We start from the raw sequence: 16399 nt of genomic DNA, 5'->3' as shown, positions 1-16399 counted from the left end.
TATATTACAATCATTTATCCCCGCAGCCGGAACAGCCTCAGACTGTTCGCGACAACGATGAGTGCCGCTCCGGTGTCACTGAGTACTGCCATCCAGAGCGTTAACATGTCCGGCACAATCAGCGCCAGGGCGGCCACCTTAATTAGTACCGCAAACCAGATATTCTGCTTTATGATGCGCAGCGCCTTGCGGCTGAGGCGGATCGTATACGGCAGCTTCTCGAGATTATCCGCCATCAGAACAATGTCGGCCGCCTCCATCGACGTATCCGCCCCGGCTCCTCCCATGGCAATACCGATGTCCGCAGTGGCAAGCGCCGGCGCGTCATTGATGCCGTCGCCCACCATGCCGACTCTCCGTCCTTCCTGCTGCAGCGTTCGCACTGCTTTTGCTTTGTCCTCCGGCAGCAGCCCGGCCATATACCGGTCAATGTTCGCCTGGCCGGCAATTTTAGCGGCGGTGCCTTCATTGTCACCGGTGAGGACAGTCAATTCACGGATGCCGTTTTTGTGAAGCGACCGTACCGCTTCCGAGGACACGGGCCGGATTTTGTCGGCGACGCCCACGTAGCCTAAAACGCTCTCCCCGTTTCCGATTAAAACGACGGTCATGCCTTCGTTCTGCAGTTTCTGGATTTCCTCCTGGAGCTGCTCTGTCTGAATGCCCTGTTCCTTCAGCCACTCGGGCTTCCCGGCAGCATACGCTTTGCCCTGGATCGTTCCAGATACACCTTTCCCAGGCTCAGCGTAGAAGTTCACCCCTTCAAGGGAAGACACCTTTTGTTCCTTGGCGTGCGTCGTAATCGCGCGGGCGATCGGGTGGTTGGAGTATGCCTCCAGGGTCGACGCAACCGACAGCAGCCGGTCAGCATCGCCGTCTTTGGCGTATACTTTTTCCACGACAGGCCTGCCTTCGGTGAGCGTCCCCGTCTTATCAAAGGCGAGGGCATTCAGCGTGCCGGCCGCCTCGAGAAAGGCTCCGCCTTTAATCAGCACGCCCTGCTTGGCCGCATTGCCGATAGCAGACACGATGGCGACAGGAGTCGAAATAACGAGCGCACACGGGCAGGCCACAACTAGCAGCGCCAGTCCGCGGTATACCCAGTCCGCCCACCCGCCAAAGCCAATTACAGGCGGTACGACAATAACGGCGATCGCAGCGGCAAACACAATCGGCGTGTACACGGCGGCAAACCGGTCCACGAAGCTCTGGGTCGGTGCCTGCTGCTCCTGCGCCTCTTCCACTAAATGAATAATCCGTGCAAGCGTCGTATCCTCCGGACGTGCGGTCACCTCGACCTCCAGGCTGCCGAAGTCATTCAGCGTACCGGCATATACTTTATCTCCGGATGCTTTATCGATCGGGAGCGATTCCCCGGTAATCGGGGACTGGTCGACCATCGATTGTCCTTCGCGAATCGTGCCGTCCAGAGGGATCTTTTCTCCCGGCTTAATGAGCATCGTCTGGCCAAGCCGGACCTCCTCCACCGGGCGCCGGGCCCATGTGTCCCCAGCCTTCACCCAGGCCTCCGCCGGCGCCAGATCCATCAGATGGCTGATCGATTTGCGCGTTTTAGCAACCGAGTACTGCTGCAGGGCGTTGCCGAGCGCAAACAGCCAGACGACGAGCGCCCCTTCAAAGTATTCCCCGATGAGCGGAGCTCCGATCGCAGCTCCCATCATGAGCACGTTCATATCAAGCGACCGGCTTTTAATGGCAAAATACGCGCTTTTCGCCGGCTTGTAGCCTCCGACGACAATAACAGAAAGATACAGCATGATTGAAATGATCGCCGGGACCGGCATCAGCGAGCTGGCAATACCGGCCAGCAGGAGCACGCCGGAGACGATCGTATTCGTCATTCCGCGCAGCGGAGAGGCTTCCGGCCGGCTCGCAGGCGAGCTGCGGTCGTTGACTGGCTCCGCTTCAAATCCGAGCCGGCGGACTTCCTTTTTCACCGTTTCCTGAGGCAGCTCGTGATCGAGCGTCATTTTTCCCGTCGCGAACTGCACCTGCACGTCCCTCACGCCGTCGAGCTGCGCAAAGTGTTTGCTGACGGTCGCGGCGCACGAGCCGCAGTCCATGCCGTAAATGTTATAGGCTTCTCCTGTATCTGCTGCCGGCAGCTGGGTATTATATCCGAGCCGCTGCACCGTTTGCCTGATCATTGCCGGAGCCAGCGTCCCGTCGGTGGACACCTGCATGCTGCCGGTCGTGTACTGAACCTTTGCCTCCTGCACCCCGGGCAGACGGTACACGCCCTTTTGCAGTGTGGACGCACATGAAGGACAGTCCATCCCCTCCACCTGAAAGGTGTATTCGTTCGCTGGAGCATTTTTGCCTGGCTCCCTCTGGTCTGTGTGCTCTTCTGGGGTGCAGCAGCTTCCCTCTTCGTTTGCATCATCCGAGCTGCAGCAGGACGTTTCTTCGACCGGGGTTAAATTGATCGAAAAGCTGCGGGAGCCAGTGCCCGTTGCTGATGAGGAACTAGTATTTTCTTCGCTGCAGCACGAGCATCCTTTCTCCTCTGATTTTCGTTCAAGGGTTTCTTCTTTAGATGCCAAGCGGCTTCTCCTCCATTCCCGGTGCCATGCCTCCGAGCAGGTGAGTAATCTGATTTCCGGCGAGTGTGTAGAACACCAGCTTCCCCTCCCGGCGGTAGGTGACGGCGCCTGCCTGGCGGAGGATCCGCAGATGATGAGAGACCGTGGCCGTCGAGGTTCCCAGGATATTGGCCAGATCACAGCCGCAAAGCTCGCCTTCGACGCTGAGGGCGTAGGCTACCTTGTACCGGGTTTCGTCGGCAAGCACTTTAAACCACTGCGAAGCGCTGCGCGCATCCACCTGCCCGACCTGATTCTGGACGCGGGCCACCTTTTCCGGATCAAAGCAGTATATTTCACACTGATCGTTAGTTTTAGCCATACAAATCTTCCTTTCATTCTTACAATTAAATGTTTGTTTAATTGAATCTTATACTTCTTTGATCAAACAGTCAAACATCTGTTTAATTGAAGCAATAAATTTCAAATGTAAATTATTTAACACATTTCCATTATTTCCTTTACAGGAAGTTTAAACACCGCTAACACCCGCTTCATAAAATAACCCTATAGTGGGGGACGTGGAGTTATCCACGGCTAAAACTATTTAGGGGGTCATTGAATGATGAAGTGGAAGCGTCCGACGAAAGCAGCCTTACTGCTGGGGGCAAGCGGACTGGTTGCAAGCACCGCGATGGCATCGGAAAACGACAAAAAAGACGATTCAGCAGGGAGTACGAAGCCGGCTGCTGAAGAAGCGCAGGCACAAAACGTTATTCTCATGATTCCCGACGGATTCTCGGACAGCGTATCGAAAAACTACAGTCTTTATAAGGACGGCGAGCCGGTGTGGGAAGAGCGGGACATGACGACCGGCAAGGTGGATACCTCTTCTGCTGACGCTGTCGTGACGGACTCTGCGGCTGCCGGTACGGCTTATGCCATCGGCGAACGGACGAATAACGGAATGGTTGGCATGACACCGGACGGCGAATCCAAATCCTCAATTCTGGATGAGGCGGCCGACATGGGGAAATCCACCGGGCTCGTAGCGACCTCGACAATTACCCACGCAACTCCGGCTGTGTTTGCTTCCTCGGTGGATGACCGGAACAACTACACCGAAATCGCGAAGCAGATGACTGAAAATGATAACCTGGACTTAATGTACGGTGGCGGCCGTGAGCACTTTCTGCCGGAATCGGAGGGCGGCATCCGGGAGGACGGCGAAAACTACATTGACCACGCCACGGACGCCGGTTTTGAATATGTGGAAACCGAGCGCGCCATGAATGATGCAGACGGTGACCGGATCCTCGGGCTGTTCGCCGATGATGCCATAAACACTTCTCTGGAGCAGAGCCCCGTTCAGCCATCCCTTTCAGAAATGACCTCCTCGGCGATTGACCACCTGTCCCAGGATGAAGATGGCTTCTTTCTCATGGTGGAGGGAAGCCAGATTGACTGGGCCGGGCATGCCAACGATCCGGCATGGATGATGTCTGATACCGAAGCTTTTGAACAGGCGGTCGAAGAAGCGACGGCTTACTCCGAGGAGCACGAGGACACTCTCGTGATCGTCGCGAGTGACCACGACACAGGGGGAAGCGCCAGCGAGGCTACGGAGGATAACCATCCGTCGCTTCTGAATAACGTGGAGGCCACCGGCGCAGACATGCAGGAGCAGGTGCTTCTCGGTGAGGAGACTCCTTCCGAAGTATTTGAAGAGCATACCGGCATGACCTTGACCGGCGAGGAACAAACCATTGTGGAGGAAGCCGAAACGCTCGAGACCGGATTTAACCACGTATTGAGCGAACGCGCCGGCTTCGACTGGACGAGCAAGGACCATACCGCGGTGGATATTACCGTTTATGCTGAAGGCCCGGGCGAGGAAGCGTTCTCCGGAAACCTGCAGAACACGGAAGTATTTGACGCCATGCAGCAGGCAATGAAATAACTCACCTTTTCAGGAAGCGGCCTCCAAAACGGGGGCCGCTTTTTTGCGCATATAAAAAGCAGAGGCCCCCGGAAGGAAGCCTCTGCCTGTCTATCATTAATCTTCATTTAAATACTTCGTTCTATTTTTATTAATTATCAAAAGCCCACTTCCACTTTTTAAGTCTTAGCTTCACCCGCTCGAGCAGGTTGCTTCTATATGAAGCGGTTTGTGGTTTTTCAACAACGCTCAGAAAATTCCAGCCGCCCCGGCCGTTATCTGCATAAATCCATTGCGTTTTTTTATCGTAGTAATAGCGGAAGCCGTCATTGTCCTTCAAGTGCAGTGACCGCTCTCCTTCCATTACTACATGTAAGTATCCGTCACACGTTAACATAATGTCGTCCAGCGTGATATTTTCGCATTGCTCCTGCATAAAAAATACCCCTTTCCATAGCACAAAGCTATAGCACGATTCGCATGCTTCTTTGTTTCCCATTACTTTTTACGTAATGTCTTTTCCGCTCCCCCATCGTCATATTTGTATAATGCGCGCCTGCTTAATTTCCTTCGTCTTCCAGCTCCGTTGTCTGCTCACTTTAATATCTTTATATATAACCTCTGATGAATATAAGTAAACATGATAATTATGATAGCGTGTTTATTCAGTGACAGGCAGGGAGTTTACTGGAATAATATGCCGGGTGAGAAGCTTGGCTGCTTAGTATTTTTATATACTCTCACAGGTTTATTAGTGATTTCAACAATGCACATTTGAAAAATATCCGCAACCGATAAAAACTGGAAGAAGTTCGCCAGGAAATGGAATAATTAAATTTTTTATGCAGTAAACTGAACGTTTGTTATAGCTGGATATTTATCAGACATTTCCTGCAGCATTTAGACTCCTAAGGTAATAAATGGCATGATAAGCAGTAAAAGCGTAAGCCAGCTTCTCCAGTATAATAACGCCCTCTTCTTTATTAAGTTTGAGGTATTGGCACTAACTACTCGATGCGCTCCCCGTCCGATAAACAGCCCCTAACGCAATCAGCGGGACCAGCGGCAGAAGCAGTCCGCCTCCGGCTAAGTACAGCAGCGGAGCTACTGTGCCCAGGGCTCCGACAAACACTCTCCTCCGTGATCCTTTCTTTCGGCCGCGAACCCACAGCCCTGCTCCCGCAGACATGATACAGAGCAATATAATAGTAACCATGCATACTCTCCTTTGCTGGTACGTGCTTCTGGATAATATACGTAAACAGCCACGTCAAAATATAAATACGGTCCATACCAGTATAAGCAGGCCTCCCCCGATCACTGATCCCCCGTTAACCAGCATCTCGTAGCGGTAATCGTCTTTATTGGCGCTCTCTTTTTTCCATAAATACGCGCTCCCTGTAATGTAAATGACCAAGCAGCCAAGAAGCAGAATTAAAACCAAAACCCAGGGCAGCAAATCAGAGACATTCGCAAATATCAAAATCAAAAGGTTTGCTGTGACAATCCCAAATGTCAATTTTCGATGAGTATCATTGGCGTGCCTTTTCTCTCTCGGATGTCCGTTTCGCCGGGTATACCATCTGCGGGCGAGCCAGGGAACCAATACTCCAATGACAATAAAAATTGATAAAAGCAACAGCAAAAAGCGTAAAAATATAGTATCAGCAGTCAATAGATGCCCCTCCCCTTTATCCATCATTTCGTTTATCATCCCATAATATGGAATCGCTTCCAAGCGCATTTACATTATTTTTGCCTTTGAGCGTTAAAGTACAGGGCTTCATACTTTCTTCACATTTTTCTCTTACGATATTAAGGGCTTGATGTAAACGTTTTGTATCTTACCGGCTTCTTAGAGAAAAATTTTCCTTATAAGAAAGAAGGATCTTCAGTGACTACCACATATCCTAATAAGCAAACCCAACGCATCAGCACACTCGATCAAATACGCGGCTTTGCCTTGTTCGCAATTTTTATCGTCAATATCTTTGGGCTTGCGCTAGTGAACCCCGCAAATCCGACCTGGCTAGGTACCTCCATTGACACAACTGTCGCCATCGTATTTAAGGACAGCGCCCGGCCGCTGTTTGCAATGATGTTTGGCATCAGTCTCGTGCTTATTTACAGACGACTGCATACGAAGGGTACGAACCCCTATCCTACCCTTATACGGCTGCTCGGGCTCGCGTTTTTGTTCTGGCTCGGCTACTCCACCGGCATCGACCTGCTGGACGGCTACACGTCTGTGCAGATGAACCCGGCGCAATGGTTGAAGGACGCCCTGCCCACAGACCGGACTTATCCGACCGGCGTCGAATATCTGTTGATTGAATGGTCATCGATGATCGATCATCTTGGCTATTTCTTTTTTGGAATGTACGCCTACCAAAACGGCATCTTTTCACGTACGCAGGAGAACCGGGACCGCAAATGGCTGTTCACCCTGGGATCTCTTCTTATCGGCATTATCGGAAAAACCGGCATGTATATCGGTGCCGGCACCCCCCTGCTTCAGCATCTGGACGATTTTTATGCCTTCCTCGTAAGTGTGGGAATTGCTCAGGGCCTGCTTTTGATAAGCACAAGCAGCAAAGGCACCTTTACTGTGCTGACGTCGTTTGCCGCTGTCGGGAAAATCACATTCACCCACTATCTTCTGCAGTCGGTCATTTTTGTGAGCCTGTTCCGGGAGAGCGGCCGCACGTTTTTTAATGGTATGGGCATATGGGAGCCTCCAGGCTACGTATTCGCGTTCATCATCGGAATGCTGGTGTTTGCAGCACAGATGCTCGTCAGCCCGCTGTGGCTGAAGTATTTCTACTACGGCCCCTTGGAGTGGATTTGGCGGACCGGCACACACATGAAATGGGTGCCGATAATTCGCAAACGTCCCCATCGCGATCAGGACTTCCGTTCCTGATACCTGCCAACAACTAAAAACATAAAAAACTGCTTCCAGATAATCATGGAAGCAGCTTTGCTTTAATAACAACACTGCAGTACATTTACGCTTTGCCTGCAGGCCTGGCACATAGTGATTTGCAGAAAACCGGCCGCGCACAATTACAGGAAGAGAAAAAACTTGAAATAAAGATTTTTACGGGATCTTCACAGTTTCTCCATACCTGAGAGGTACAACTATTAGCGTACCCACTTTTATACACCAGGGAGGAAAACAATACATGAAAACACACACAAAATGGGCGGCTACGGCAGTTACTTTTGGCCTTTTGCTTGCCCCGGTAACGATCGACGCTTCTCAAAGTGATTCCCCGGATGCTGACACTTCCATGTCTAACCACCATGAAGAGATGTCTTCTTCCGGCATGATGGAGGAAGGCATGCAGGGACCAATGGTGCACGTGCTCCAGCAAACGCTGCAGGATTACGGGATTTCCACCAAAGCGGACGGCCTGTTTGGCCATGAAACGAAACAAAGCGTAAAAAGCTTTCAAGAACAGGCGGGTATCGAAACGGACGGCATTGTAGGCCCCCAAACCATGATGGCGTTTCAAAGCCACATGACCGAAAACACGCAGCTTTTACGCACTGGAGATACCAGCATGCACGTATACCATGTTCAGCGCCTATTAACCAATCAGAACATTGAAACTGAAACAGACGGGATATTTGGTCCGGAAACACAAGAGAACATTAATCACTACCAGCAGGAGCACAACCTCCAGGTTGATGGTATCGTCGGCCCGGAAACTAAGGGGCACATGATGGAAAACATGGATCATCAAGGCCATCAGCAAATGAGGGGCATGATGAACAATGACCGGAACGATTCTCATCACCGAATGAGGGACTCCATGGAAGGACACAGCGGTATGAATCATTCCAGTTCGGGAGAGGTGCCGGAGGATCTGCAGCAGGCGAAAAACCCTAAATTCGAGGAAGGCGATAAAGCAGTAATTAAAGCCAGCCATATGAAAGGCATGGAAGGTGCCACCGCCACTATCGCCGGTGCTTACGACACCACCGCCTATGCAGTTACCTTTCAGCCCACAGATGGCGGAGAACCTGTGGAAAATCATAAATGGATCATTTATGAAGAATTAAGTAACGCAGGAGAAGGATCGCTACAGCCGGAAGACACAGCGGAAATTGAAGCCACTCATATGGAGGGAATGAACGGAGCCACCGCCAATATTGACAGAGCTGAAAGCACTACTGTTTATATGGTCGACTTTACCACGACGGACGGTGAAGAAGTAACAAATCACAAATGGCTTACGGAAAGTGAACTAAGCAGCCACTAACCGGCGTTTTGCAGAAAGTAGCATCGCTGTCAGACCAAAAGCCCCTTCAGCCAAGGGCTTTTGGTTTATTTAAACCGCCGAACGAGGCTCCAGTAATACTTATACCCCACAGAAAATGAGGTGAGATAGATATGCCGATCAGTCCTGAAGACCGCCGCTTGTTTTTGAAAAATACATCAGGCCTCGATGACGGCTTTCGTTTAGGCGGCAAATTACAACAGCCCTCCCATTATTATTGGCTGGAGCATCTTTTCCATTCGCTGATGAAGGACCAGGGCGTTCGGCAGTTATTTCAACAGCTGGCAGCCTGGGATATGTATACCTACCGCCACTCGTTTGACGTCTTTCTTCTCGGTTCTTTGGCTGCCCGCCAGCTGGAATGGCCAAATATATATGAAATAGCTTGCGGGCTGCTGCTTCATGATATTGGCAAAACTGCTATTCCCCGTACTGTATTAACAAAACAAAAAGCCCCTACCCTGGCCGAATGGAAAATGTTAAAAAATCATGCCAGACAGGGGTATAACATATTAAAAGACCGCGGGTTTTCTGAATCTATTTCTTCCATGGCTTTCCGGCATCACGAACGCCTGGACGGGAGCGGCTATCCGAGTGGAACCCCGGCATCCAAACTTGCAGATGCTGTCCGGTTGTTATCTGTGCTCGACGTCTATTCCGCTCTATCGCTGGACCGGCCTTACCTTCGAGCTGTATCCCCGCTTCAGGCAGTGCATCTATTACGAAAGGAAGCCGGGCCGCTGGATCCTGAATATATTCGCATTTTCTGCGAATTTCTCGGGATCTTTCCTAAAGGCGCCGCCGTCCAATTAACGAACGGTGCCACGGCAGTTATCGTCGATATTGATGAAGCTCTTCCCACCCTGCCGCTTGTGAGAGACATTCGAACACATGAAACCTATTACCTTCCTGTCGATCAAACCGTACAGATCAGCCAATGGATAGATCCGCTTTAATACACGCAGTCCTCTTTCTAAATTCCTCATTTTTTCATCAGCGTGTAATAAATAAGCAGGAAAGCACCAAGCGGCAGAAATACCCAGGAGCACACCAGAAACAATTGATGCATAAACGTATGCACGTTCGTAAAAGGCGCAGCCCACGCTGCAGACATCGTCAAGCAGCCCAGGCCAACAATGATTAATACTCCTGCCGTTATCCATTCCAACCACTTCATTGTCCTTTCCCCCTTCCCTCTTCTGATTGCTCTGGCACAGCTGTGCTATGATTCTTTAAACTTATATCCGACGCCCCAGACAGTGTGAACAGGATTTTTTTCGTGATAGAAGGCGTTTAGCTTGAGCCGGAGATTTTTCATATGTGTATCTACTGTACGCACATCCCCCATGTAATCCATGCCCCAAATCTGCTGGAGCAGCAATTCCCGGCTGAACACCCTCCCCGGCTTCACAATCAGTGTATGAAGCAGGTCAAATTCCTTCGGGGTCAATACGACTTCTTCATCCGAGACAAACACCGACCGTTTCTCCGGATCCACCCGCAGCGACCCCCGTTCAATTTCCTGTGACGATTCATATGATAAGGGAAAATCATACGAACGACGGAGCAGCGCCTGCACGCGGGCAAGCAGCTCTTTGGCTTCAAATGGTTTGGCCAGATAATCATCCGCCCCCAGCTCCAGACCTTCCACTCTGTCTTCAAGCCCTGCCCGGGCTGTGAGCATCAAAATCGGCACCGCACTGGAGGACCGGATAGTTTCACAAACCGCCCAGCCATCAGTGCCAGGCATCATAAGATCTAATATTAACAGGTCATATGACTGCTTTCGCCACTGGTTTAACGCTTCTTCTCCTCCGGCTGCCTCTGTAACTTGATAGCCTCCGTGCTGCAAGTAGATCCGCAGCATCTGTCTCATTGGAAACTCATCATCCACTACCAGAATGCGGTAGGTTTCCTTATGCTTCATTTTTTCACTTCCTTTTACCTGCAGCAGTCTATGTACATTGTTAATATAATAATAGAAGAAAACCGCTGGACGTGGTCCAACGGTTCCCCGTTCCTTAATGCTATTTTGCCATTTGTTCGCATGCTTCTGCACAGCGGTAGCACGCATCCGCGCAATCTTTACAGTGCTGATGATGATCGCCGTGCTTCGCGCATTCATCCCCGCAGGCACGGCAGATTTTTGCGCAAAGGGCGCAGATTTCTTTCGCAAATGGACTATTGCTTTGCATCGCTTTTGCTGCAAAGGCACACATATCTGCACATTCACGATCGAGACGGATACATTCTGCCATCATCTTCACATCGTCTTCTTTCAGGCAGTCATCAAAACAGCGGTTGCATTGCTCCATGCATCGAAGACATTCTTGTACGTATTCTTCGTAGGTCATTGAAACCATCCTCTCTTTTTGATTTTCCCTCTCCCGCCTGCCTGTTTTCATTGTGCCCGCTTAATGTGAAGAAACTGTGAAGAGCATTGAATTATTTCTTTACTGCGCATTTTTTCCGGGCCGGGCAAACGTTAATATAAATGACGTGCCTTCCCCCGGGACACTCGAAACCTCAATATCTCCATCATGAGCATGCATTAACTGCTTCACAATCGCAAGTCCCAGGCCCGTGCCCCCGCCTTCACGGGACCGGGACTTGTCTACACGATAAAACCGGTCGAAAATAAATGGCAGTTCCTTTTTTGGGATTCCTATTCCTGTATCTGTTACTGTTATGACCGGCTGATGAGTGGAGCTGCGGCCGCCATGAATTGAGATACTTCCTTTTTCAGTATAACGCAGGGCATTTGTCATAAGGTTCATGAACACCTGCTCCAATCGCAGTTCATCTCCGTGGACGATCAGTCCTTCCTCTACGTCCATGTCCAATTCCAGTCCCTGCTGGCGGGCCGGCAGAGCAAAGCCTTTAACAATCCGTTCAAGCATTGGGGCTAACGCCAAATCCTTTTTGGTTAATTTCATATGTCCGTCATCCATTTGCGCCAAATCGAACAATTCTTCCACCAAACGATTTAACCGCTCAGCTTCTTCGGAGAGAATCGTAAGGTATGCATCTTCCTCCTCCTCCTGATCGTAAAGTTTTTCCTTCAGAATGTGGGAATAGCCTTTAATATATGTGACCGGCGTCCGTAGCTCATGGGAGATATCCGCTAAAAAAGCTCTCCGGGCATCCCGGTACTGTTTTAAATCTTCAGCCAGATCATTAATTGCTGTACCAAGTGATCCTACCTCGTCTTTAGGCGGATGGTGGACCCTTACCTCCAGTTCCCCTTTTGCGATTTGCCGGGTTGCTTGTTCCATCTGCAATAAAGGAAGTGTGAGCCGCCGCACAAGAATAATGATACAGGCAAACGCAAGAAGGAAAGCTCCGATGACTGCGAGCGTAATAAGACGCTGGACCTCCTGGATTTCCCCTTCTATCGCAGACTGGGATGAGAAAAGATAAATGCTTTCTGACTCAGCGCCACCGTCCTGCAGGGCACTGCCGACTACAAAATACTTTTCCCCTGTCGCTTCGTCGGTATATTCCCGTTCGACCGTCCCGCCAGCACGTATTTCTTCCCGTTCCCCGTCCGGAATACCGGAAGTAAAATCACCGGTATTTTCTCCAACATGACGGCTTGGTTGAAAGGAGTTATTTAACACATAGGCGTCCTGGTGGTCTTTCGTTAACGTTTTCAGCACTCCGGTCGCAATCGTGCCATTTTCTTCGTACATGGATTCGTAATGAGAAACGCTTTGCTTCATTTCTTCCACTTCATGCTCGAAGAAAAAACCGGAAATCACTTCATGGATGACGAAAGCGAGAGGGATCAATACTACTAAAAACAATGAGAACAAAATAGCTGCTAATTTTATGGTAATATGTCCGGAAAACATTCGAAGCATCCTGCGCAAATTTTCACATCCCTTCCCTATGTAACGGGCCATGCGTCCGGTCCAGGTATAACAATATCCCGAAGCGAAATGAGGGGGAGCCCTCTTCCATGATGAAAAAGGCTCCCAGGCGGCATTCATTTATTGTTTTGAAGAACACGCTTTTTTTGCTCAAATTCTTCTTCCGTCAGCTCCCCGTTGGCAAAACGCTGCCGAAGTGTACTTAATGAAGTATCGTTGCTGCTGTTTTGCGATTTTACTGCTAATCGAACGATAACATAGATACCCACAGCTGCAAGCACGATGAGAAAAAGCATCCAAATCCACATGCCAAGAGACATTACCGCCATGCTTCCATTCATCATAGTTACCCCTCCTCCTATTTTTATTATATACCCTAATAGGGTGTATATAGAAATACTTCAAAATCAATGAATTTTTACCAATTCGTGAACGGGTTAAAAATTAATCTAGAAGTACCTATATAATGACACCAACATGTAAAGAAAACGTGAAGATGATTAATTTGAAAATATCTATCTTGTTTATACTTGTATCCAAGGACTATAATGCTGCTTCCTTAATATAAATCCCCAGGGTGTATTTACTGGCCGGGTAACGTTTTATGTTCCAATGATAAAATATATGTTTAATACCAGTGATACAAAAAAATAGCTCTTCATAGAACAATTAAAGGGAAAACACAAATGAATGTGTCTTCCCTTTAGCGGTTATTCGCTTATCTTACGGCTTCACCAGTACTTTAAGTGCTTCACGGTCATTCATCGCCCGGTAGCCTTCCGGAACGTCTTCGATTCCCATGGTGACATCAAACACGCGGCCCGGATTAAGGGTGCCGTCGAGAATGTCCGGCAGCAGCTCGTCCATATATGCACGGGTCGGAGCTGGACCGCCCGTCAATGTAATATTGTGACGGAAAAGACTTGTAAACCCGACCGGCGCCTCCTCATACTGCGGCGCGCCTACACGGCTGATCACACCGCCCGGGCGGACAGCGCCCACGCTCATGTCATAGGCCGGCATCAGCCCGACACACTCAAGCACGACGTGGGTTCCTTCACCGTTCGTCAGCTCGCGGACTTTGGCAATGCCTTCCTCTCCGCGCTCTGAAACGACGTCAGTGGCACCGAATTCCACTCCGAGGTCGGTGCGTTCCTTATGGCGTCCCATTAAAATAATTTTCGGTGCGCCGAGCTTTTTCGCAGACAGCACAGCAAGCAGTCCGACGGCTCCATCACCCACCACGGTGACGGTCGTATTTTCGTTCACACCGCCCATAACGGCTGCATGGTAGCCGGTGCCGTAAACGTCCGAAATGGTCAACAGGGAAGGAAGCAGCGGTGAATCGTCATCGATGTGGTCCGGCAGCTTAAACATGCTCCCCTGCGCCTGCGGGATGCGTACATATTCTGCCTGGCAGCCGTTCATAAATCCGCCGTTCACGCACGACGTCTGCAGCCCTTCCTGGCAGTACGGGCACGTATTGTCCCCATACGCGAATGGCACGACGACGAGGTCGCCCTGCTTAAAATCTGTGACGCCGGAGCCCATTTCATCGATGCGCCCGATCACTTCGTGGCCCATCGGCTCGCCTTCCCCGTGATCATGGGCATGCATGTGACGGTACGGATGCAGATCACTTCCGCAGATGCACGCAGCAACAACCTTCAGCACGCTGTCCGTTGGCTCCTGCACCTCTGGCTTCGGTACGTCTTCCACACGGACATCGCCCGCTTCGTACATGATATTTGCTTTCATAGCTGATTCCCACCTTGTCATAAATATGTTTTCGCTTATTCTCACTTCTCTAAAATTTATAGATGAGTGATGCGTACAGTGTAACCCGGGAAGCGGGATTTAAAGCAAGAAAAAGGTGTTACCCTTCTTTACGTCATAATCTTCCTGTCATTTCATTTCCATAAAAAAACACCTCCATCTGCCGGTTTCACTTGGAAAACGACGTTAGAGGTGTTTTACTTATTCTTATTTCGTTCCATTTAATCTTCAGCTTTTGAGCTTACGCCATAATGTTGATCGGTTAATGTTCAGTCGTTTGGCAGCCCGGGTCTGGTTCATGTTTTCTTCCTGCAGCACTAAGTTGATCACTTGTTTCTCAATGTTATCGAGTGGCTGATTCAGATCCAGCACTTCACCCCTTCCATCAGTGGATTCAGCATTAGTCAGAATGGCTTCTCTGGAAATATACGGACCGTCGGAGTTCCGTACACCCAATTCTACCAGCTCCTGCAGTTCATGCAGATTCCTCGGCCAGTGATAGGCTTTCCATTCTAACAAAAGGCCGCTTTCCACTCCTACAATCTGTTTCCCGTATTTTGAATTGTTTCTGGCAATGAATGTGCGTATATATTCCGGTAAGTGCTCGATTCTCTCACGTAAAGGAGGAAGTGAAAGCACCAGGCTTTCTTTTTTAAACTTCTCCTGAAGCAAAGGCAGCTCAGTTTGCCTGGCAGCAAATATAATTACAGAGGCGGAAGCAGAGGCAATTTGAAAAAGTTGTTCAAGCCTATCTTTTGAAAGAGCCCCCCAATTTTTAATGTAAAATGTGCCACTTCCCGATACCATCATAGCTTCGAGCCGCTTCATCGCAATTTCGCCGAAATCTTTGTCCAGTCTTACTTCCCATTGATTTTCAATATAGTTATTACGGTAATGATGCAGCGCGGTAGCAATGGAACGCTTACCCGTCCCATTTTCCCCCTGGATAAAATATACGGATTCAGTAAACTTTTTCGCCTTTTCCACCACGGAACGTACTCGTTCATCAGCTGTAGAAATTTGGCCAAAGGAAACAATGTCTGATTGTAACGGCTGAATGGATAAACCATCTTGTTCTATTTTGTATCTGTTTTCATCACTGATTTTCAAAAAATACAGTCGTTCTTTTCCTTCAACTAAAAATTCTCCTTCTACAATTACACTGCGCCCCTCAAAAACGAACGTCTCCTGAAGAAAAGAATAATTCAGCATTTTTTGATGCAGACTATGCAACGTATTGCTCTTGTCAGCATTTTGGTTTACATACGAGGTCAATCGAAAGAGATTTAAAAATGACTGATTGGCAAATATTAATTCCCCGGTATCTTTGATTAAAGCAATATTTTCCGGTAAATGCTCCAGTAAATGATGATAGCTTCTGTTCATCGAGTCCTGATAAAGCATTAGTCTTCCAACTTCTTTTGCCTGAAAGACAGCCTGTTCCACAGACTCCGGACCAGAGGTTATCATAATCCCCTCCAGCCCAAAACGCCGGGCTGTCGTCAAAGTTACTGTATCTCCAATAATAACTTGTATGTTTCGGCTGATAGCATTTTCTACTGCCTGGTGCACTTCTGAAGAGCTGTGAATAACCTGATAGGAAATGGATATACCCAATAGTTCCGCCACCTGATTCACCCCATGGCAGACGTTGGGAAACCCGATTAATTCTATAGGCTCTTTAGAGTCTTTGAAGAGCAGCAGCGTACGCAGTATATCGTAGCCGGAAACATCTATTTCAACTACTGGAAGAGAAGTTCGTTCACGCAAAATTTGTGCCGTTCCGCCCCGGCTGATCAATACATGGTAGTTTTGCTCCTCAAACTGGCGGGCAGGTTCTACAGCTTCTTCCAGATCAGCTAACTGTACGTCTATAATCACTTCCTGGTGAGCTTCACTGACCTTGTTTGCTACTTCTTTTAAGCCTTGATACGGAGCTATAATCCCTATTTTCAACATTTCCTTACTCCCTTTAATGCAATT

At 49.3% G+C, this 16399-nt stretch carries 16 protein-coding genes; 4 read left to right on the top strand and 12 right to left on the bottom strand.

Features of this window, described 5'->3' with window-relative positions:
• Positions 1–14: 14 nt before the first annotated feature.
• Positions 15–2564, bottom strand: coding sequence for a heavy metal translocating P-type ATPase (locus ACTRXI_RS01735; protein ID WP_474260767.1), 2550 nt, complete (start codon positions 2562–2564; stop codon positions 15–17).
• The gene (locus tag ACTRXI_RS01730) at positions 2554–2925 is read right to left on the bottom strand and encodes an ArsR/SmtB family transcription factor (RefSeq protein ID WP_474260766.1); all 372 of its coding nucleotides are present in this window, start codon (positions 2923–2925) and stop codon (positions 2554–2556) included. The genes ACTRXI_RS01735 and ACTRXI_RS01730 overlap by 11 nt, the downstream gene beginning before the upstream one ends.
• A gap of 240 nt (positions 2926–3165) precedes the next feature.
• Between ACTRXI_RS01730 and ACTRXI_RS01725 the strand changes: the two genes are divergently transcribed.
• Positions 3166–4503 (top strand): alkaline phosphatase, encoded by a 1338-nt coding sequence (locus ACTRXI_RS01725; RefSeq protein WP_474260765.1) that lies wholly within the window; start codon positions 3166–3168, stop codon positions 4501–4503.
• A gap of 130 nt (positions 4504–4633) precedes the next feature.
• Here ACTRXI_RS01725 and ACTRXI_RS01720 read toward each other — a convergent pair whose 3' ends face one another.
• The 3 genes from ACTRXI_RS01720 to ACTRXI_RS01710 all read right to left on the bottom strand — a co-directional run bounded on the left by ACTRXI_RS01720 (position 4634) and on the right by ACTRXI_RS01710 (position 6184).
• Positions 4634–4918: a hypothetical protein gene (locus ACTRXI_RS01720; RefSeq protein WP_474260764.1), complete on the bottom strand. Its 285-nt coding sequence runs from the start codon at positions 4916–4918 to the stop codon at positions 4634–4636.
• Positions 4919–5485: 567 nt separating this feature from the next.
• The gene (locus tag ACTRXI_RS01715) at positions 5486–5698 is read right to left on the bottom strand and encodes a hypothetical protein (protein WP_474260763.1); all 213 of its coding nucleotides are present in this window, start codon (positions 5696–5698) and stop codon (positions 5486–5488) included.
• Between the two features lie 54 nt (positions 5699–5752).
• On the bottom strand, positions 5753–6184 hold the full coding sequence (locus tag ACTRXI_RS01710) for a hypothetical protein (protein ID WP_474260762.1): 432 nt from the start codon (positions 6182–6184) through the stop codon (positions 5753–5755).
• A gap of 192 nt (positions 6185–6376) precedes the next feature.
• Between ACTRXI_RS01710 and ACTRXI_RS01705 the strand changes: the two genes are divergently transcribed.
• From ACTRXI_RS01705 to ACTRXI_RS01695, 3 genes are all read left to right on the top strand, one after another.
• Positions 6377–7405, top strand: coding sequence for a DUF418 domain-containing protein (locus ACTRXI_RS01705; protein ID WP_474260761.1), 1029 nt, complete (start codon positions 6377–6379; stop codon positions 7403–7405).
• A gap of 262 nt (positions 7406–7667) precedes the next feature.
• Positions 7668–8750, top strand: a complete 1083-nt coding sequence (locus ACTRXI_RS01700) for a DUF1541 domain-containing protein (RefSeq protein ID WP_474260760.1) — start codon at positions 7668–7670, stop codon at positions 8748–8750.
• A gap of 131 nt (positions 8751–8881) precedes the next feature.
• Positions 8882–9724, top strand: a complete 843-nt coding sequence (locus ACTRXI_RS01695; RefSeq protein WP_474260759.1) for an HD-GYP domain-containing protein — start codon at positions 8882–8884, stop codon at positions 9722–9724.
• A gap of 26 nt (positions 9725–9750) precedes the next feature.
• Here the strand turns inward: ACTRXI_RS01695 and ACTRXI_RS01690 are convergent, their stop codons facing one another.
• The 7 genes from ACTRXI_RS01690 to ACTRXI_RS01660 form a co-directional block, all read right to left on the bottom strand.
• Complete coding sequence (locus tag ACTRXI_RS01690) at positions 9751–9945, bottom strand: hypothetical protein (RefSeq protein WP_474260758.1); 195 nt, start codon at positions 9943–9945, stop codon at positions 9751–9753.
• Between the two features lie 45 nt (positions 9946–9990).
• Positions 9991–10695 (bottom strand): response regulator transcription factor, encoded by a 705-nt coding sequence (locus ACTRXI_RS01685; RefSeq protein WP_474260757.1) that lies wholly within the window; start codon positions 10693–10695, stop codon positions 9991–9993.
• 100 nt (positions 10696–10795) lie between these two features.
• Entirely contained in the window at positions 10796–11131 is a 336-nt protein-coding gene (locus ACTRXI_RS01680; RefSeq protein ID WP_474260756.1) for a four-helix bundle copper-binding protein, read from the bottom strand.
• A 90-nt stretch (positions 11132–11221) separates the two neighbouring features.
• A complete protein-coding gene (locus tag ACTRXI_RS01675) occupies positions 11222–12622 on the bottom strand; it encodes a sensor histidine kinase (protein WP_474260754.1) in 1401 nt (466 codons plus the stop codon).
• Between the two features lie 134 nt (positions 12623–12756).
• Entirely contained in the window at positions 12757–12984 is a 228-nt protein-coding gene (locus tag ACTRXI_RS01670; protein ID WP_474260753.1) for an SHOCT domain-containing protein, read from the bottom strand.
• A gap of 379 nt (positions 12985–13363) precedes the next feature.
• Positions 13364–14398 carry a zinc-binding dehydrogenase gene (locus ACTRXI_RS01665; RefSeq protein ID WP_474260752.1) on the bottom strand — a complete coding sequence of 345 codons (1035 nt, stop codon included), beginning with the start codon at positions 14396–14398 and terminating at the stop codon, positions 13364–13366.
• 246 nt (positions 14399–14644) lie between these two features.
• Positions 14645–16375: a PrpR N-terminal domain-containing protein gene (locus tag ACTRXI_RS01660; protein WP_474260751.1), complete on the bottom strand. Its 1731-nt coding sequence runs from the start codon at positions 16373–16375 to the stop codon at positions 14645–14647.
• Positions 16376–16399 lie beyond the last annotated feature (24 nt).

The sequence above is a fragment of the Marinococcus sp. LNHM4E3-1 genome (assembly GCF_056034405.1).
This window is presented reverse-complemented; position numbering and strand designations above follow the sequence as displayed.